We start from the raw sequence: 17,073 nt of genomic DNA on the forward strand, positions 1-17,073 counted from the left end.
CCCCACCACTCCCACTCAGCTCCTCCACCAAAGCCCCGCCTCTCCATCGAGAGGGCGGGGCTTTTTGCTGGATGGGCGGTTCCAACCTTCAGAAAGAAATTGATGAACTCAACTCCCCGAAGCACACGGCGTTCCCCGAGCGCTCGTCCGCGGTCTCGCGCCCCTGCATTGCACTTGGTGCCGACCACTCGTTCGCGGGATCCGATATCCGAGCGGTGGCCGGGCATGCAAACGGACGGCCCTGCCGGGATCGGCAGTCTCGACGCCGCTGCGGCCGTAGGCCGCGATCCCTTCAAGTCTGCCGTGCGGCTGTGGATGGAGAAGACCGAGCGTCACGACCTGCTGCAGCCTGTCGATCCTTCCCTCGTTCAGTCCGCAGAAACCGCAGCCTATTGGGACCGCCTGCTCGAGCCCATCGTGGCGGCGCACTATGCGCTGCGCACGGGGCACCAGGTGCGGCGCACTCGCGCCTTGCTGCGGCACCCGCAGCACCCCTGGATGCTGGCGCTTCCCGGCCGCGAAGTCGTCGGCGCTCCCGATGTCCAGCTGCTGGAGTGTCGATGCGTCGGCATGCACGCGGCTGAGCTCTGGAGCGCGGGCCTTCCCGCCTACGTGCGGATCCAGATGCTGCATCGGCTGGCTGTCACAGGCGCCCAGGCCCTGGATGTGGTTGCCCTGATCTGCGGCCAGGACCTGCGGATCCACCGGGTCGAACGCGACGAGGTCGAGATCTCCCGACTCATCGATGCCGAGCGCGAGTTCTGGCACTGCGTGGAAACCGACTGCGCGCCGCTGGAGGGCGATCGGGCGGAGGTCTGAGATGGGCAGCATCGTCTACCGGGCCACCAAGGACCAAGCCGTCCATGACGAACTGCATAGCGTCGCAGCCTTTGCTGCGGTGCTGGCACATCGCGCGATCGGCAACCGGCTGTGGTTCCTGGCACAAAACCGTTCGGGTGAACACGCCGGGCGGATCTGGATCGGCCTGACCCTCATCGATTGCAGGAAGGGTGAAGTGGCCGTCAAGAGCATGGACGAGAGCTGCGGGCCGTACTACTTCGACTGTCCGCTGGTCTTCCTGGATCGGGCCAGTCCTCCGACTGGGCCCTACGCAGGCCCATGGCGCGAGAAGGTGCGTGAGTTCCATGCACACCGGGTCACCAGACGAGCGGCCATCCGCCCGGGCCTGCGCGTCTCCTACGGCGAATCGACCTACGTGCTGCGCCGAAGTCTCGGCCGCCGTGGCTGGGACGTCGCACGAGAGAGCGACGGCCTGATCTGCCGCCTGAAATCCCGACAACTCGGCAGCGCGACGGTGTTGCCGTCCCAAGAAAAACCTCCCCAAGAGAAACATTCATGAAAACCAGATTCCGGTGGCACGCCACAGTGCCGCCCCATACCCGCGACCCCTTCGCCCAAGACGTATTCAAGTGGTCGGCCGACTTCGAGGTTCCCGCGATCGGCGACGACGTGATCATCCGCATCAACGGCATCGGGCGCGCCAAGGTGGTGGGCTACGCCTCGCAAGGCGGCTACCTGGGTGTGATGACCGTGCCGCACAGCCCGCCCGATTGGTGGATTCGCCAGAACGGACCACCCAGCCCCGACAACGCGGCGCTGGCGTTCGGTGCGGAGATCTCGCGCATCGACACCGGGGAGGGCGCATGAGCGGCACCGCGTTCACCTCGTCCATGCCCCGCACGGTGGTGGTCTTCAGCATCGAGCTTGCCGTCTTCGATGAGGAGGCGCTCGCTGGTGCTGCCAGGGTGCGTGCACGCGAAGATGGCCTGGACGATGAGGCGTGGGCGTCGATGCGCTCGGGCATCTCGGATGACCTGGTCATGCTGCTGGATCCGGGCCTCATTGCCGATGCGGGCTTCGAGATCCTTCAGTCGACATGTGAGGTCTGCGAGGTGAATGAGGGGAGCCAGCATGCCTTCGAGCAATGTTGAATTCGTCACCGAGCTGATGGAGTTCAGCGCTCACGGTGCGCTCATCCAGGCGTTCGTGATGCAGGCGCTGGAGCAGTACGCCAGGCGCGTCGCTGAAACGGATCCCCAGGCGCTGGACACGCCCATGGTCAGTGGTCATGCCTGGCATGGCTGCGCTGTGGAAGTGCGGGACAAGCTGGCCAGAAGGCTCGGCCGCAACGACCCGATTCCTCCTGCCACTGCGCCCACGCAAAGACGCTGACTCTTGAGGCAGCGGACTCGCTGCAACGGCATACAGGCGCCCTGCCTGTGCATCGGACCTCCCGGTTCGCCTTCATCCCCTACGCACGCACCCACCACGCCCCGGCCTCTCTGGCCTGGAGCGTGGTGGAGGTGCGCGCGTAGGTCTGGCTCGCCCTTTATCGCCCCTTAGGGCCGGCACTTCAAGGCGTCGCCGTCAACGGCTGCGCTCACAACATAGAGGATCTACTTTGTTCATTCCGATCATGGCGGAGGCACACGCTCGCCCGCAATCAACCAGGCCATCCCAGGAACGGCTGAATCACTCTCCTGCAGCTTCCACCAAACAGGACATCTGCACCTATCACCTGGTGCGCGTCAGCCGCAACCGCAAGACCGGCCCGATCCCGGTGACCACGACGAGTGCGAACTCGTGCCCACCGAGCTGCAGCTTCAAGGGCAATGGCTGCTATGCCGAAAGCGGACCCCTGGCCATTCATTGGCGCAGCGTGTCACAGGGACGGCGAGGCCACAGCTTCGATGAATTGCTCCAGGAGATCTCCACCTTGCGGCGCCATGCCCTGTGGCGCCACAACCAGGCAGGTGACCTGGCGCCTGAAGCGCCCGGTGTCATCGATGCCGGCCAGCTCACACGGCTGGCCATGGCAAATCGGGGGCGTCGTGGGTTCACTTACACCCACTATCCGCTCACCCGTAACAACCAGGCGGCGATCCTTAACGCGAACCGGCTTGGCTTCACGGTCAACCTCAGTGCCGAGACCTTGGTCCAGGCTGACGCGTATGCGGACCTGGGCATCGCGCCCGTGGTGGTCGTCCTGCCCCAGGGGTGCACCAAGCCAATGCGAACGCCTGCCGGGCGCCAGGTGATCGTCTGCCCTGCCAGCACTGGCAACTCCGATTGCCTGAACTGCGGGATCTGTCAGCAACGCGATCGCGCCGCCATCGTGGGCTTCCCGGCCCATGGCAGGGGGGCCGAGCGCGTGCAGGCAGTGTTCTTTGACAAGAGTTCGCGATGAGCACGTCCCGAACAAACGACTCAGCGAAACCCGAGGAGCCTGGATTCGACGAGGCCTTTCTGGAACGTGTGGATCGGGCGGTCCTACTTTCCAAGCAGCGTGACCCATACCGTCTGGATCAGGTCCATCGCGCTCTTGAGCAAGAGGCTTACCTCGCAGCAATCGCTACGCCACTCAGTGACGGTCCACCTCGCAGAAACGCATCAACCGCTACTTCCGATATCAACCAAGGAACCCCTTCATGACCCCTCGAAAAACTATTCACCAATGCCGAGTTGGCCGAGCAGCCGAAGCCCGCATTGAGCGGCGACGCACCACAGCTGTTGCGAATTCGAAGTCTGTGGCTATGCAGAAGGCCGGGATCGCCGCCAACGGAGTCAGACGATTCGCGTCGTTGCCGTGGGGTAGTGCTGCAAGGATGTCGGCATGAATACGGCTGCAGGTCCGCTGGAATACCTGGTTGTCTACGCGCTGGTCTTTTTGGCTGGACTCATCGTCGGCTTGGCGTCAGGTCTGCGAGATCTTCTTGGCGGCTGACGACTCTTCTGCAGCGACGCTGAACCACAAGCGCATCGCGAGGCACCGCCCGTGATCTGTCAGTTCGCAGATATTCCACGTCAGCTTGGCTCGTCAAACAAGCCGGCTTCACCGGCGACCCTTGAGGCTAGGAGGGCGAAGTGGAGCGGAAGTGCTTACCGAACCTCAGAGAGGTTGCTCGCAAACTCGACGAGCGACCTTCGCTGCTTCTGGTTCAGTTGTCCAAACCACAGAATGAGCTTGGCCAAGTCGTCATCCGGTGCGTAGAAATATGCGACTGGCACGTTGAGTTCAGAAGCCAATCGTTGAGCAAATGCAATGTTGGGCTCGTGAATTCCGCTCTCGTAACGGGAGATGCGTGCGCTCGCAGTACCTTCATCCAACCCCGCTCTCACACCTAGTCGATCTTGCGGCAAGCCGGCCGCAAGCCTCGCCATGCGAAGGCGTGCTCCAAAAACGGAACGAGCAGGGTTGAGAGACGGCACCTTACGATATTCGTAACAAGGAGCAATCTCGTCTCTACGTTTAACGTAGAATTTTCAAGGCTGAAACCCCAGACGGGTTGAAGCCAATCATCACCATGACCCATCCAGCGTCCGCAGGGCAATGAGCCGGTCGGACACAGGTGTGAATTGGCATGTCTCTCTTGATCCTGAGGAGGTTCAACACGTTTCTTGCCACGACATACACGAACAAGAAGTGCTGCGCGTCAAAGAACCAGGCAGACCTGGTTCTCGAGCCGAAGCGGCACCCCTTGACGGCTTCGGGAGGGAAGCCTCCATTTTTTAGAACCGAATCATGAACATTCACTTCGCCAAGAACAACCAGACCCGCTTCGTCAAGCACGGGTACTCGTGGCAGCTCTTCTTCTTCGGACCGATCGCATTCCTGATGCGCGGTCAATGGCCGCTGGCACTGTTGTGCGCGGTCTTCCTGTATGCGGCCTTCTTCGTTGTGGGGCTGGCCATCTTGCTGGTGCTTGACCCGGCCGAGGACTGGGTAGCACAGACCTGGGCGATCCTCATCGCTTGTGGCCTGATCGGGCATTTCGGAAACAGGCTCTCGGCACGCTCCTATGTGAAGAACGGCTGGGTGCCGGTCGACACTTTTCCACCCGACTGGAACATCCCACAGCTGATTGCGCCCAAGTCTGCCGATACCAAGCTTGGTTGAGCGGCCTGCGGTCTGTTCGGCTGCGCTCGTTTGGTCACGCTTCAAGTCCATCTTTTCAAGGCTCCCCATGAGAACCATGCACAGCACTGTCTTCGCCGTGCTTACTGCGATCGTCTTCACCCCTTTGGTTCTGGCCAAGGGCATCGATCCGCTGATCAGCCCCGATGCCGTGAGGCACCAGATCGACCGCTCGGCCATGGAGATCCAGATCCAGGGTTGGAGTCGTGACCTCAAGTACCCGGTCTATCCGGTCCAGGTGCAGGCAGGGGCCGGCGGCGTTTACTACACGACCACCGAACGCGCGAGCTCCTATAAGGAGTTCGACTTCGACGAGCTGCGCTGTGAGATCGGTGATGCCGATCGCGCCGTGCTGAAGACGCCCGGCTATGCCTGTGCCGATGGCGTGTGCATGACCAAGGAAGGTGCCGTGCTCGGCACCGATCCGCGCCGGCCGCGCAATCTCAAGCATCGCTGCTAGGCGCGCTCTGAGCAGCAATTGCGGCGAGGGCGGGTGAGGCAGCAACCAAGCGCGTCCGCCTTCCCCATATCCATCACTTCCACAACCATTTTTTACAGAAGATCTTTCAGATGATCCCCCTCAATGACATCAAGTTGATCGGCCTCAGCTTCTCTCTGTGCATGCTGGCTGCCTGCGGCGACAGCAAGATTTCCGCCGTCAAGGACACGCGCTTGGGTGGCGATGAGTTCACCATCGGCGAGACCCTGAGCAAGGTCAAGGAATGCAAGAGCACCGACTGGTCCAGCGAGATCGTCAACAACTCCACCGTCGTCACGCACATCTGCGCGGTGAAGCTGGATGACGAATTGCTCAACGCATCCAAGAAAGGGGAGTTGGCCGCCTTGAAGACAAGAGCGGGTCTCGCGAACATCTCCGTCACCACTGCCTTGTCGCAAGCCCGCAGTGCCCATGCAGAAGCAGTGCGATTCAGTCAGGAGCGCTCGACGCAGTGGGCCCGAAGGGTGGCCGAAGTCGACAAGCGGATCGAATACATCGCCACTGAGCCACGTTCGCAGTTCATCTCGATCAACGGGACTGCACTGAGGCGAGGGGAGGCGCCGCCGGACGCCGCGGCATGGGAAGCGCGTCGCTCCGAGCATCTGGTTGTGGCGAATGGCGAGAAGGAAAAGTTGCTGGCGGAGATCGAGGCCGAGAAGCAGAAGGCTCAAGCTGCGATCGACGCCGCCCTCAAGCAGATCGACGACGCGACGGCGTGGAACGAAAAGTACGCCCAGGAGATTCAGCGGACCTACGAAGTCGTGGCCAAGGAAGTCGGCACCTACTACGACAAGAGCCACACCCTCAAGGTCAAGACCACTTTCCGATACCGTGAAGGCGGCAATGCCGAGCCCGTGTCAGCCGCCTTGTTCATCGATGATCTTGAGGGAAGAAGTGCCATGCCGGTCTACCTGATGGATCCCAAGCGTATGCGGGAGTACCTCACCTACCTGACGAAAAACGGGATGGGGATGGAGGCGCCCCGGTTGTTTGACGAGCGCTTTCCCATCGAAAACATCAGTGGTCCAGACGGTGGTTTTCGATACAAGAGCTCCAAGCCGGCAACATGAATCTCCACTGTGGAAGAGGCAGCTCCGCCATACTGGCATCGAGGCTCCTGCAGCCCGCTGGTGCGCCCCGATCTTCTTCGCTGCAGGAATCAGTAGAACTCACGTCAATGCTAGGCGAATGAACGTATGCCGTTCTGAGCAAGCCACATCGATCTGGGACAGAGGCAATTCGCTCAATTCTCTCTTTGTGCGCCGCGTTTCTGCAGTGGTGGGGTACTCCACTTCATAGGCACTCTTTTTTTTCTCGGCCTTCTCTCCAATGGAAAGATAGAGGTTGTGGAGCATTATTTATTTGCGCGTGCCTTACTGATAGTACGCTGGATCACACGTAATTTTCTCCAGCGCAGGTCAAGTCAAAAGAGGTATTTAGGCATTTCCGATATGCATTTAGATCGCATACAAAAAATTATCGGACACGCCGATAGATTTGATTGGGAGCAAACATCCAAAACGCGGTTCGCTTCGCTATCCTAAGCAACGAAGTTTCGCACTTGCGCGATGCGGTCTGCTGGATAAGCCAAGGACAGACCTCAACCGAAGCGGCCAGTCGTTGTGCCACCATGGACTGTGCGTCAGTGCTTCATACGCCGACAGCTATCGCGATGGGGAAGGGGTCACACAGTGCGTCGGCCGCGACCTGCGTTCAGATACCCGCGCAAGGCGCGCGATCTTTCATCGCCGAAGTCACGCAGGTGCTTCAGCGCGCCGCAGTCGACGCCTTCAGCGCCTCCACCTGCGCCGCATACGCCTTCTCGATCCGCTGCAGCCGCTGCTCCCGCGCAGCATCGTTGACCCACGCCGCCGACAACGCGCGCTGGCGCCCCAGCTGGTATTCCAGCTTCGCTTCCGGCAGCAGCGCACTGTCGTCCGCCGCGACGTAGCCATACGCCGCGCGCAGGTTCTTCAGCACCTCGCGCTCGGCGTCGGCGCGCGGGCCCTTGCCCTTGCCGTAGCCGACCAGGAAGGCCTGCAGCTTCGCCTGGAACTCGGGCGGGTAGTCGCGGCGCACCACCATCGGCGCGCCGGGCGGTGGCTCGGACTCCCAGATCACCTGCAGCCGTGCGGCCTCGACCGGGAACTGCTGGCGGAAGCGCTCGAAGTCGGTGGTGTTGTTGGTGGCCACGTCGGCATCGCCGTTGGCCACGGCCAGCGCGGTGGCCTGGTGGGTGCCGACGAACTCGCTGCGAAAGCGCGTCTCCATCTCGATCTGGTTCGGCAGGAAGAGCTGACTCTGCGGCACGATGAAGCCGGTGACCGAGCGGCTGTCGCCGCGCGCGAGCCGCCAGCGTTCGGGCTGGGCCAGCAGGACCTCGAGCGTGTTGAGCGGCCCGGTCTTGCGCGCGAGCAGCACGGCGCGGTGCTCGGGCATGCCGTCGCGCCGCGCGATCTGCGCCACCACCTTCATGCGCCGCTGCATGACGGCGTCGAGCGCCATCTTGGCCGAGAGAAAGGCCATGTCGATCTCGTCGCGGCCGATGGCGCGGTCGAGCTCTTCGTACGACGGCACCGAGTACGCGCTGACGGGCAGGCCCAGCGCGCGGCTCATGTCGGCCATGAGCGGCGTCCACAACGCACGCGACTCGACGGTGCCGCCCAGCGGCAGTACGCCGAAGCGCACCTCCTTGATCACCAGCGGGCCTTTGGCGGAGGGCACTGGCGCAGGCTGCGCGCCCGCCAGCCATGGCGCCATCAGCGACGACACGGCCAGCGCGAGCATCGTGCGACGGTTCAAGGGCTCACATCCTTCAAGACAGCCAACTGGTCGGCATAGCCGTTTTCCAGCCGCTGCAGCCGCGCCTGCCGTGCCGCGTCGTTGACCCACTGCGCGGTCTTCGCGTTCTGCATGGCGAGCTGGTAGGCGAGCTTGGCGGCGGGCAGCAGCGAGCTGTTGTCGGCAGCGACGAAGCCCGCCAGGTCATGCAGCGACTTGAGCACCACGCGCTCGGCGTCGCCGCGCGCTCCCTTGCCGCGGCCGTAGGCGACCAGGAAGGCCTGCACGCGCTGGCGCAGTTCGGGCGGGTATTCGCGGCGCACGACGATCTGCGCATGCGGGATCAGCTCCGACTCCCACAGCACCTGCAGCCGCTGCGCCTCGGCCGGAAAGCGCAGCTTGAAGCGCTCGAAGTCGGCCGAGTTGTTGGTGGCCACGTCGGCCTCGTTGTTGGCCACGGTCAGCGCGTTGGCCTGGTGCGTTCCGACCACCTCGCTCAGGAAACGCGTTTCCATGACGATGTGGTTCGGCAGAAAGAACTGCAGCTGCGGCACGATGAAGCCCGACACCGACTGCCGCTCGCCGCGCGCCAGTCGCCAGCGCTCGGGCTGGTCGACGAGGTTTTTCAGCGTGTTGAAGGGCGGCGCCTTGCGCGTGAGCAGCAGCCCGCGGTAGCCGGGCAGGCCGTCGTGCCGCACGACCTGGGCCACGACCTTCATGCGCTTCTGGCTCACGGCGTCGAGCGCCATCTTTCCCGACAGGAACGCCATGTCGACTTCGCCGCGCTGGATGGCCTGCTCCAGCGCTTCGTACGAGTTGACCGAGAGCACGCTCACCGGCCGCTGGATGGCGCGGCTGAGTTCGGCCAGCAGCGGATCCCAGTCGCTGCGCGACTCGAAGGCCCCGCCCAGCGGCAGGATGCCGAAGCGCACCGGCGCATCCGCGGCGGGCGCCGACGCCTGCGCCGCCGCCAGCAGCGGCAGCAGCAAGAGCCCCATGGCCAGCGCCAGGGCCGCACGGCGGCCGGTGCCGGGAAAACTGCCGAAACGACGCAAGAAGGCGTGCATGGAAGGAGCGGAAGACACGGGGCCCGCGGCGAGCCGGCGGGGTCTAACATGGGCGACGCGGACGCCATTACATCCCAAATGCGAGTCTTTCTCGTGATGTTTTTCCGGTCTTCCCTGTTCGGGGCCGTGGCCCTAAGCTCGCGCCCCATGCGTTCAAGGCCTTCATGAACTGGAACTTCCGCCTCCTGCGCGGGCTGGCCCGCCTCACCTTCGCCCAGCAGCTGATCCTGCTGGCGCTGGTGCCGGCCACGGCGGCCACGCTGGTGGCCATCGCGGTGCTCACGCGCCAGCACCTGGGCAACCTCACCGAGCTGATGCGCGCCAACGCGCAGACGGTGGCGCTGCAGGTGGCCACGGTGGCGCAGGCGCCGCTGGCGCGCATGGACCGCCGCGCGCTGGCGCGCACCGCGCAGACCGGCACCTACCAGCCGCACGTGCAGCAAGTGCAGATCTGGACGGAAGACGGCGAGATCGTCGCCAACTCCGAGACCGTCGACCGCCGGCGCGGCGAGGGCCTGCAGGTGGTGGTGCCGATCGTCAGCGACGACGGGCGCCACAACGGCAAGGTGATGGTCGAGATCGGGCTGGACGCGGTGCAGAGCGCGCGCCGTTCGGTCTGGCTCAACGTGGCGCTTGTGCTGGCCATGAGCCTGCTGGGCGTGGGGCTGGCCGGCTGGTGGGCGGCGCGCCGCATCAGCGAGCCGATCCGCGCGCTGGGCGAGGCGGTCGACCGGCTCGGCGCGGGCGAGGCCGCCAGCGTGGCGATCGAAGGCACCTCCGAGGTGCGCCACCTGCAGCACGGCTTCAACCAGGCGGCGCGCGCACTCGCCGAAAGCCACCGGCTGCTGCAAAGCCGCATCAACGAGGCCACGGCCGAGCTGGCGCGCAAGAACCAGCTGCTCGAAGTGGCCAGCCAGGCCAAGACGCGGCTGCTGGCCGCCGCCAGCCACGACCTGCGCCAGCCGCTGCATGCGCTCACGCTGTTCTCCGACGGACTGGCCAACGGCGAGACCGACCCGGTGAAGCTGCAACGCATCGGCCACATCCGCGAATGCGTGGATTCGCTCGACCGGCTGTTCTCGGAACTGCTGAACCTGTCGCAGCTCGACGCCGGCGTGCTGCAGCCGCAGTGGGCCGACTTTCCGCTCGACCGCCTGTTCGACGAGATCAGCCGCAACTTCCGCCCCGTGGCCGAGCAGCAGGGCCTGCGGCTGGTGGTGCGCAAGACCGAGCTGTGGGTGCGCTGCGACTACGTGATGCTCTCGCGCATCCTCAACAACCTGGTGTCGAACTCGCTGCGCCACACGGTCGAGGGCGGCGTGCTGATCGGCGCGCGCGCCCGCGGCAAGGGCGTGCGCATCGACGTGGTCGACACCGGCGTGGGCATTGCCGCGCACCACCAGGCGCGGGTGTTCGAGGAGTTCTACCAGGTCGAGCCGGCCAGCCGCAGCAACGCGCCCGGCGGCGCGCGCGGCATGGGCCTGGGGCTGGCCACGGTGCAGCGGCTGGCCGAGCTGCTGAACACGCGCGTCGAGCTCAGCTCGCGCCTGAACAAGGGCACCTGCGTGCGCGTGCAGGTGCGCGCCGCGCCCGCCGCGCTGCCGGCGCCGGTGGCACCGGCGCCGGCAGCGGCCAGCGCCGACGACGAGAGCAACGGCGACAGCCTGGCCGAGCTGCGCATCCTCGTCATCGACGACGAGCGCACGATCCTCGAAGGCCTGAGCGTGGTGCTCTCCAACTGGGGCGCCACCGTGCTGGCCGCGCAGACGCGCGCCGAGGCGCTGGCGCTGGCCGATGGCTGGGACACGCCGCCCGACGTGGTGGTGAGCGACCTGCTGCTGCAGGGCGGCGACAACGGCCTGGACGTGATCGCCGCGCTCGAGCGCCACCCCAACGGCATCGGCGCCGGCACCGCGCGCCTGCTGGTCACCGGCGAGACCAAGCCCGACCGCCTGCGCGAAGTGGCCGCCGCCGGCATCGCCGTGCTCTACAAGCCGGTGTCGCCGCGCGTGCTGCGCCAGGCGATCCAGGCGCAGCGCGCGGCCGCGCTGATGGTGGCCGCGGGCCTCTGACACGGTACCTTCCCTGTAGGCGCCGGGTAGTCCGTCGGACATAGACCAAGCAGCCGCCGCGGTGTGATCTTCCTCACACGCGCAGGCCCTCGCGCATGCGGGCATAAGCCCTCCGCCTTATCGCGGGAAACAGGGCGCGTCCTTACATTGGACCATTGCCTCTCGCTGCACAAAGCAGTCCATGTCCGTCGCTGTGAACCCTCCCATTCCGCTTTTCTCCGGAAGAGTGCACCGTGCTGTCCACGCGCTGCTGGCCGTCGGCCTCGTGCTGTGCCTGGCCGCCGCGCCGCGCGTGGCATCGGCGGCCACGCTGACGGTGCTCGTCGGCGACGACCAGGCCGCGTCGGCTGAGTTCGTGCAGCAATTGCGCACCGGCCAGTCGGCCTCCGGCAAGTTCGAACTCGTGCGCATCGGACCGGGCGCCCCGGCCGCGGAGCCGGCCAGCGCCGACACCGAGCCCGCCGCCAACACCGGCGTGCGCACGCGCAGCCTGCGCACCGCGAGCGACGCGGGCCTCACCGTGGCGGTGGGCACCGCCGCCGCGCGCGCCGCCCTCGAACGCCCCGGCGCGGAGCCGCTGGTGCTCGCGATGCTGAGCCGCCTCGACTACGAGACCCTCAAGGCCGCCAGCCCCGCCGCCCTGCGGCGCGGCGACCGGCGCGTGGGCGTGCTGTTGCGCGACCCGGCCATGGCCGACCAGCTCGCGCTGGTGAACGCCGTGCTGCCGCAGAAGCGCCGCCTGGGTGTCATCGCCACGCCCGAATCCGAACCGCTGGTGCGCGAGTTGCAGCGCGCCGCGCAGAACGCCAATCCGGCCTGGGACCTGCAGGTCGAGATCGCGCCCGACGCCCGCTCGCTGGCCACCGCGCTGCGCGCGCTGGTGCCGCGCAGCGACGCCCTCATGGTGCTGCCCGACCTCATCGGCGACAGCCAGGCGGCCACGCTCTCGGTGCTGCATGCGGGCGCCGGCGCGGGCCTGCCGGTGTTCGGTGCCAGCGAAGGGCTGGTGCGCTCGGGCGGCCTGGCGGCGGCGGTCTCCACGCCCGGCCAGCTCGCGCAACAGGCGCGCCAGCTCGGACAGAAGGTGGCCAGCGCAGGCAGCACCGGCAACAGCAACAGCCCGCTGGTGGAGGCGGCCACGCCGGCCACCGTGCGGATCAACGCGACCGTGGCACGCGGGCTCGGACTGCGTCCGCCGGAGGAACGGGAGCTCACCGAACGACTCGCAGCCCCGCGATGAGCACCACGCCGGTCCCCCCAGGCCCGCTGTCCCGCCCGACGGCGGCGGGAGCAGCCACGGCGACCGAATCGCCACCGCCGCCTCCACCACCGGCCGCCGCCTCGCTCGTCGTGCGCGGCAACCTGCAGCGCGACCTGTTCCGCCTGGGCGTCGTGCCCTGCGCCGCGGTGGCGCTGGCGCTCACCGGCTGGTTCACCCACAACCGGCTGCAGACGCTCGAAGCCGCCTTCGACGCCGAAGGCCAGGCCGTCGCCAAGCAGGTGGCGGCCATGTCGGACCTGAGCCTGTACGCGGGCGACCTGCCGGCGCTGCAGAACGTGGCCTCGGCCGCGTTGCGCGGCGGGCAGGTGACGCGGGTGGAGATCAGCAACAGCGCCGGCGTGTACGTCACGGCCGGGCCCAAGAACGAATCGCTCGCGCAGCTGCGCATGTTCAGCGCGCCCGTCACCTTGCGCGAGGCCTCGCGCGCCAGCGCCTTCGCGCCGGCCGGCTCCACCGCGGCGGGCGACACGCCCATCGGGCTGGTGCAGACCTTCCGCGACACCACCGCCTACACGCACGAGCGCAGCCGCTCGCTCATCGCCGGCATCGGCATCGCGCTGGTCGCGCTGCTGGCGGCCTGGGCCTCGGTGCGCCACATGGCGCGCACGGTGGCGCGGCCGCTGCGGCGCGTGTCGCGCACCGTGGCGGCGCTGGAGGCCGGCCACTTCGAGGTGCGCTGCGACGTGGTCGAAGGCGGCACGCGCGGCACGCACGAGCTGGCGGTGCTCGCGCACGACATCGACCGCCTCGCCGAACGCCTGCAATACAACCGCCAGGTGAGCGAGGAGCGCGTGCGCGAAGCCACCGCCGTCGCGCTGCAGCGCATGGCCGAGGCCGAGCAGGCCGCCCTGTCGCGCGCGCGCTTCCTGGCCGCCGCGAGCCACGACCTGCGCCAGCCGCTGCATGCCATGGGCCTCTTCATCGACGGCCTCCTGCCCAGCGCCACCGAGGCGCAGCGCCCCGCCGTGCTGCGGCTGCAGGAGAGCACCGGCTTCATGGGCGTGCTGCTGGACGACCTGCTCGAAATTTCGCGGCTCGATGCGCAGGTGCTCACGCCCGCCATCACGCGCGTCTCGCTGGCCGCGCTGTTCGACCAGCTCGACGCGCAGCACGCGCCCGCCGCCAGCGCGGCGCAGGTGCGGCTGCACTGGCGCGACCGCGGGCTGGCGGTGCGCAGCGACGCGGCCATGGTGCAGCGCATCGTCGGCAACCTGGTGGCCAACGCGCTGCGCCACGCGCCCGAAGGCGGCACCGTGCTGGTGGCCGCGCGGCGCAGCCGGGCCGGCGTGCGCATCGAGGTGCGCGACAACGGCGTGGGCATCGCGCCCATCCACCAGGGCCGCATCTTCGAAGAGTTCTACCAGGTGGCCAACACCGAGCGCGACCGCCGCCGCGGCTTCGGCCTGGGGCTGGCGATCTGCGCGCGCATCGCCACTTTGCTGGGCACCCGCATCACCGTGCGCTCGGCGCTGCAAGCGGGCAGCACCTTCGCGTTCACGCTGCCGCCCGCGCGCAAGGCCGACGTCGCGCCGCCCGAGCCCGCACCGGTGGCACCGGCGCCGCTGGCCGGCCTGCGCTGCCTCGTGGTGGACGACGACCCCGCCATCCTCGACGGCACGCACGCGCTGCTGACGCAGTGGGGCTGCGAGGTCGAATGCGTCACCACCGGTGCCGAGGCGCTGGCGCGGCTGGGCACCGGCGACATCGTCTACGACGCCGTGCTGTGCGACCTGCAACTGGCCGGCGACGCCGACGGCGTGGAAGTGATCGACGCCGCCCGCCGCCTGCAGCCCGGCGCGCTCGCCGTGCTGGTGTCGGGCGCCACCGGGCCCGAAGTGCTGCAGCGGCTGCGCCACGGCGGCGTGACGCTGTTGACCAAACCGGTGGCGCCGGCCAAGCTGCGCGCACTGCTCACCACGCGACGCCACGCGCCCGGCGCCTGACCCCGCATGCCCACCGCCATCGACCTGAAAAACGTCCGCCCCTTCGTCGCCACGCCCTGCCACGGCGGCGCGGTCGGCACCGAGTGCGTGCGCAGCCTGCTCGGCCTGGTCAACCTCGCGTGGACCCACGGCTTCGCGATGCAGACGCGCTTTCTCGACGGCGACAGCCTCGTCACGCGCGCGCGCAACCGGCTGGCCGCCGAGTTCCTGGCCGACACGCGCTGGACGCACCTGTTCTGGATCGACGCCGACATCGGCTTCGAGCCCGAGGCCGCGCTGCGACTGCTGGGCGCGGGGCGCGACGTGGTGGCCGGCGTGTACCCGCACAAGAGCGACGGCTGGCCCGAAGGCGGCCTGCGCGCGCCGCTGCCGGCCGGCACCACGCGCGCCGACTTCGAGGCGCTGCATGCGGCGTTTCCGGTCAACGTGAACGACGCGGGCGCGCACGTCGATGCCGACGGTTTTCTCGAAGTGCTGGACGCACCCACCGGCTTCATGCTGATCGCGCGCCGCGTGCTCGAACAGATGGCGCAGGCGCTGCCCGAGCTGCGCTACACGCCCGACCGCATGGACGACCCGGTCGCCGCGGCGCGGCCGCACTACCGCTTCTTCGACGTGTTTGCCGAGCCGGGCAACGGACGCTACCTCAGCGAGGACTACGGCTTCTGCCGGCGCTGGCAATCGATCGGCGGGCGCGTGCACGTCGACACGCGCTCGCGGCTGTCGCACCAGGGTCTGCGCACCTACCGTGGCGACTTCGCGAGGACGCTGGGGCTGAGCGACTGAACCGCTTGCAGGTCGGGCGGCAAGGTGCGGCGGTCGTAGTCGCGCTCGGGCTCGATGCACCTCAGTTGCAGCCCCGGCCCTTCCTCCGCGAGGTAGTCGTAGCCGATGGCCTGGAACTGCCGCGCCGGATCGAGCCGCGTGTACAGGTCGCGCCGCACCACGCGGTCCGCGTGACGGATGCTCTTCAGGTGATAGAGCCGGTAGCGGCTGTAGAACATCAGGCCGTGGCGCTGCGCGTCGTCGGGCAGCCAGGGGCCGTGCAGTTCCGAGCTCAATTCGAACGAGATCTGCTGCGGCAAACGGAACAGCCGCGCGCGCGACTTGCGGCCCCACGGGCCGTCGCTGCGCCAGGCGTCGGGCGAATTCCAGAGTTCGCAGGACACGAGCGACAGGCTCGCGAGCTGGTGGTCGGGCAGCGAATCGACGGTGGCATGCAGGTGGCGCAGGAACAGCGCTTCGTAGCGCTCGTCGGCATCGCACACCAGCACCCAGCCTGCGCCCTGGCGGCGCGCGGCTTCGAGCAGGCGGCGCTTGTTCTCGTTCTCTCGCCAGACGTGCGCGCCGTCGTCGCGCGACGGGTTCGACAGCAGCTCCAGCAGCATCGGTTCGCGCCGCAGGATGTCGGCGGTGGCGTCGGTCGAACCGTCGTCGAGCGCGACGATGCCGTCCACATGGCCGCGCAGGTGGTCGAGGCAGCCCGGCAGACAGCGCGCCTCGTTGCGCAGCTGCAGCACGCAGACGATGCGCAGCCGCGAGGTGAGACGCTGTGCGATCAACGGGCGCGCGCACCGCGGGCAATGAAAGGCGCTGGCCTCGTGGTGCAGCAGGCGCGCGCAGACCTCGCACTGGCGGCGCGAGCCCATCGGCACCACGGGTGCGGCGGCCAGCCAGGCCGGTGCTTCAGCGGGCCATGCGCCGGCGCTGTCGTCACGCGCGATGCGGTTGAAATCGCGGCCCCAGCCGGCATCGCCGGCGCGCGCCTCGTGCGGCGTGCACTTGATCCAGTCCACATCGCGGTCGAACTGCTCGCCGCCCGTGCGCGTTTCGGCCGACAGGTGCAGCAGGTGCGCGTCCGGACAGGCCAGAAGTTGCCAGCCCGCCATCTCCAGGCGCACGCGCAGGTTGTCGTCGTCGCCGCCCCATTCTTCGAACGATTCGTCGTAGCCATGCACGGCATCGAAGGCCTCTCGCGCGCAGCACAGCGAGCCGTAGAAGGTCTGCAGCAGCAGCTCGGGCGGCACCTGGCGCGCGAAGACGGCCTCGAGCGTGTCCGTGAGTTCGTCGAAGCGCGCGAAGCCGACGCGGCCGACCGCCACGCCGCGTGCGGGCCCCGTCGCCGCGTGCAGCAGCAGGGCCAGCGCATCGCCCACGTAGGCGGACTCGGGCGAATGGACCAGCACGAAGCGCCCCGCGCTGCAACGCACGCCGGCGTTGATGGCTTTGCAGGGTGGTCGCCATGCATGTGCGACGTCGTTGACGAGCACCTTCCAGCGGATCTGCGGAAAGCGTTCGACCAGCGCCAGCACGCCGGCTTCCTCGCCGGGCTCGTCGAGCGCGAGCACGACCTCGATGCCTGGCCGCGCCCAATACCCGGCATTCATCGGCAGCACGCGCTCGAACTCGGCAAGCTTGCGGTAGAAAGGCAGCACGACGCTGAGCCACGGGCGGTTCGTGTCAGCCTCTCGACCTTCCGCCGTCATGATGTTC

The 17,073-nt window shown here is 67.4% G+C and carries 17 protein-coding genes; 13 read left to right on the forward strand and 4 right to left on the reverse strand.

The genetic code is table 11. The features are described from left to right. Window positions 1-225: 225 nt before the first annotated feature. The 6 genes from VHAB30_RS22975 to VHAB30_RS23000 all read left to right on the forward strand — a co-directional run bounded on the left by VHAB30_RS22975 (window position 226) and on the right by VHAB30_RS23000 (window position 3,208). The gene (locus VHAB30_RS22975) at window positions 226-819 is read left to right on the forward strand and encodes a YqaJ viral recombinase family nuclease (RefSeq protein WP_159278704.1); all 594 of its coding nucleotides are present in this window, start codon (window positions 226-228) and stop codon (window positions 817-819) included. Between the two features lies 1 nt (window position 820). Continuing rightward, a complete protein-coding gene (locus VHAB30_RS22980) occupies window positions 821-1,360 on the forward strand; it encodes a hypothetical protein (RefSeq protein ID WP_159278705.1) in 540 nt (179 codons plus the stop codon). Further along, entirely contained in the window at window positions 1,357-1,668 is a 312-nt protein-coding gene (locus tag VHAB30_RS22985) for a hypothetical protein (RefSeq protein WP_159278706.1), read from the forward strand. Before VHAB30_RS22980 ends, VHAB30_RS22985 begins: the two co-directional genes overlap by 4 nt. Further along, complete coding sequence (locus VHAB30_RS22990) at window positions 1,665-1,952, forward strand: hypothetical protein (protein WP_159278707.1); 288 nt, start codon at window positions 1,665-1,667, stop codon at window positions 1,950-1,952. The genes VHAB30_RS22985 and VHAB30_RS22990 overlap by 4 nt, the downstream gene beginning before the upstream one ends. Continuing rightward, the gene (locus VHAB30_RS22995; protein ID WP_159278708.1) at window positions 1,933-2,193 is read left to right on the forward strand and encodes a hypothetical protein; all 261 of its coding nucleotides are present in this window, start codon (window positions 1,933-1,935) and stop codon (window positions 2,191-2,193) included. The genes VHAB30_RS22990 and VHAB30_RS22995 overlap by 20 nt, the downstream gene beginning before the upstream one ends. Window positions 2,194-2,422: 229 nt before the next feature. Next, on the forward strand, window positions 2,423-3,208 hold the full coding sequence (locus VHAB30_RS23000) for a DUF7227 family protein (RefSeq protein ID WP_235926896.1): 786 nt from the start codon (window positions 2,423-2,425) through the stop codon (window positions 3,206-3,208). Between the two features lie 692 nt (window positions 3,209-3,900). Here VHAB30_RS23000 and VHAB30_RS23005 read toward each other — a convergent pair. Next, complete coding sequence (locus VHAB30_RS23005) at window positions 3,901-4,230, reverse strand: helix-turn-helix domain-containing protein (RefSeq protein WP_268894364.1); 330 nt, start codon at window positions 4,228-4,230, stop codon at window positions 3,901-3,903. Between the two features lie 313 nt (window positions 4,231-4,543). Here VHAB30_RS23005 and VHAB30_RS23010 point away from each other — a divergent pair, with 313 nt between their 5' ends. From VHAB30_RS23010 to VHAB30_RS23020, 3 genes are all read left to right on the forward strand, one after another. After that, the gene (locus tag VHAB30_RS23010) at window positions 4,544-4,918 is read left to right on the forward strand and encodes a hypothetical protein (RefSeq protein WP_159278710.1); all 375 of its coding nucleotides are present in this window, start codon (window positions 4,544-4,546) and stop codon (window positions 4,916-4,918) included. Window positions 4,919-4,985: 67 nt separating this feature from the next. Further along, entirely contained in the window at window positions 4,986-5,396 is a 411-nt protein-coding gene (locus tag VHAB30_RS23015) for a hypothetical protein (protein WP_216850750.1), read from the forward strand. A gap of 110 nt (window positions 5,397-5,506) precedes the next feature. Continuing rightward, window positions 5,507-6,505 (forward strand): hypothetical protein, encoded by a 999-nt coding sequence (locus tag VHAB30_RS23020; protein WP_159278712.1) that lies wholly within the window; start codon window positions 5,507-5,509, stop codon window positions 6,503-6,505. A 697-nt stretch (window positions 6,506-7,202) separates the two neighbouring features. Here VHAB30_RS23020 and phnD (VHAB30_RS23025) read toward each other — a convergent pair. Further along, window positions 7,203-8,222, reverse strand: coding sequence for a phosphate/phosphite/phosphonate ABC transporter substrate-binding protein (phnD, locus tag VHAB30_RS23025; RefSeq protein ID WP_159278936.1), 1,020 nt, complete (start codon window positions 8,220-8,222; stop codon window positions 7,203-7,205). A gap of 11 nt (window positions 8,223-8,233) precedes the next feature. Further along, window positions 8,234-9,283 carry a phosphate/phosphite/phosphonate ABC transporter substrate-binding protein gene (gene phnD, locus VHAB30_RS23030; RefSeq protein WP_159278713.1) on the reverse strand — a complete coding sequence of 350 codons (1,050 nt, stop codon included), beginning with the start codon at window positions 9,281-9,283 and terminating at the stop codon, window positions 8,234-8,236. Window positions 9,284-9,447: 164 nt separating this feature from the next. Here phnD (VHAB30_RS23030) and VHAB30_RS23035 point away from each other — a divergent pair, with 164 nt between their 5' ends. The 4 genes from VHAB30_RS23035 (at window position 9,448) to VHAB30_RS23050 (ending at window position 15,366) form a co-directional block, all read left to right on the forward strand. Continuing rightward, complete coding sequence (locus VHAB30_RS23035; protein ID WP_159278714.1) at window positions 9,448-11,355, forward strand: ATP-binding response regulator; 1,908 nt, start codon at window positions 9,448-9,450, stop codon at window positions 11,353-11,355. 226 nt (window positions 11,356-11,581) lie between these two features. After that, window positions 11,582-12,595 (forward strand): ABC transporter substrate binding protein, encoded by a 1,014-nt coding sequence (locus tag VHAB30_RS23040; RefSeq protein WP_235926897.1) that lies wholly within the window; start codon window positions 11,582-11,584, stop codon window positions 12,593-12,595. After that, window positions 12,592-14,580, forward strand: coding sequence for a hybrid sensor histidine kinase/response regulator (locus tag VHAB30_RS23045; RefSeq protein WP_235926898.1), 1,989 nt, complete (start codon window positions 12,592-12,594; stop codon window positions 14,578-14,580). Before VHAB30_RS23040 ends, VHAB30_RS23045 begins: the two co-directional genes overlap by 4 nt. 6 nt (window positions 14,581-14,586) lie before the next feature. After that, a complete protein-coding gene (locus VHAB30_RS23050) occupies window positions 14,587-15,366 on the forward strand; it encodes a hypothetical protein (RefSeq protein ID WP_159278716.1) in 780 nt (259 codons plus the stop codon). On the opposite strand, the gene VHAB30_RS23055 is transcribed toward VHAB30_RS23050, so the two are convergent. After that, complete coding sequence (locus VHAB30_RS23055) at window positions 15,324-17,066, reverse strand: glycosyltransferase family 2 protein (RefSeq protein WP_235926912.1); 1,743 nt, start codon at window positions 17,064-17,066, stop codon at window positions 15,324-15,326. The two genes, VHAB30_RS23050 and VHAB30_RS23055, sit on opposite strands and share 43 nt — an antisense overlap. Between the last annotated feature and the right edge of the window lie 7 nt (window positions 17,067-17,073).

Origin of the sequence: Variovorax boronicumulans (assembly GCF_009811375.1) — a bacterium.
In the GTDB taxonomy this organism is placed as follows: Bacteria; Pseudomonadota; Gammaproteobacteria; order Burkholderiales; family Burkholderiaceae_C; genus Variovorax; species Variovorax boronicumulans.

Excerpts from the sequence above, each read along its gene's own strand:
- VHAB30_RS22975 (WP_159278704.1), top strand. The coding sequence starts at position 226 with ATGCAAACGGACGGCCCTGCCGGGATCGGCAGTCTCGACGCCGCTGCG.
- VHAB30_RS23020 (WP_159278712.1), top strand. The coding sequence starts at position 5,507 with ATGATCCCCCTCAATGACATCAAGTTGATCGGCCTCAGCTTCTCTCTG.
- phnD (WP_159278936.1), bottom strand. The coding sequence starts at position 8,222 with ATGCTCGCGCTGGCCGTGTCGTCGCTGATGGCGCCATGGCTGGCGGGC.
- VHAB30_RS23055 (WP_235926912.1), bottom strand. The coding sequence starts at position 17,066 with ATGACGGCGGAAGGTCGAGAGGCTGACACGAACCGCCCGTGGCTCAGC.
- VHAB30_RS23045 (WP_235926898.1), top strand. The coding sequence starts at position 12,592 with ATGAGCACCACGCCGGTCCCCCCAGGCCCGCTGTCCCGCCCGACGGCG.
- VHAB30_RS22980 (WP_159278705.1), top strand. The coding sequence starts at position 821 with ATGGGCAGCATCGTCTACCGGGCCACCAAGGACCAAGCCGTCCATGAC.
- VHAB30_RS23015 (WP_216850750.1), top strand. The coding sequence starts at position 4,986 with ATGAGAACCATGCACAGCACTGTCTTCGCCGTGCTTACTGCGATCGTC.
- VHAB30_RS22990 (WP_159278707.1), top strand. The coding sequence starts at position 1,665 with ATGAGCGGCACCGCGTTCACCTCGTCCATGCCCCGCACGGTGGTGGTC.
- VHAB30_RS22985 (WP_159278706.1), top strand. The coding sequence starts at position 1,357 with ATGAAAACCAGATTCCGGTGGCACGCCACAGTGCCGCCCCATACCCGC.
- VHAB30_RS23035 (WP_159278714.1), top strand. The coding sequence starts at position 9,448 with ATGAACTGGAACTTCCGCCTCCTGCGCGGGCTGGCCCGCCTCACCTTC.
- phnD (WP_159278713.1), bottom strand. The coding sequence starts at position 9,283 with ATGCACGCCTTCTTGCGTCGTTTCGGCAGTTTTCCCGGCACCGGCCGC.
- VHAB30_RS23050 (WP_159278716.1), top strand. The coding sequence starts at position 14,587 with ATGCCCACCGCCATCGACCTGAAAAACGTCCGCCCCTTCGTCGCCACG.
- VHAB30_RS23010 (WP_159278710.1), top strand. The coding sequence starts at position 4,544 with ATGAACATTCACTTCGCCAAGAACAACCAGACCCGCTTCGTCAAGCAC.
- VHAB30_RS22995 (WP_159278708.1), top strand. The coding sequence starts at position 1,933 with ATGCCTTCGAGCAATGTTGAATTCGTCACCGAGCTGATGGAGTTCAGC.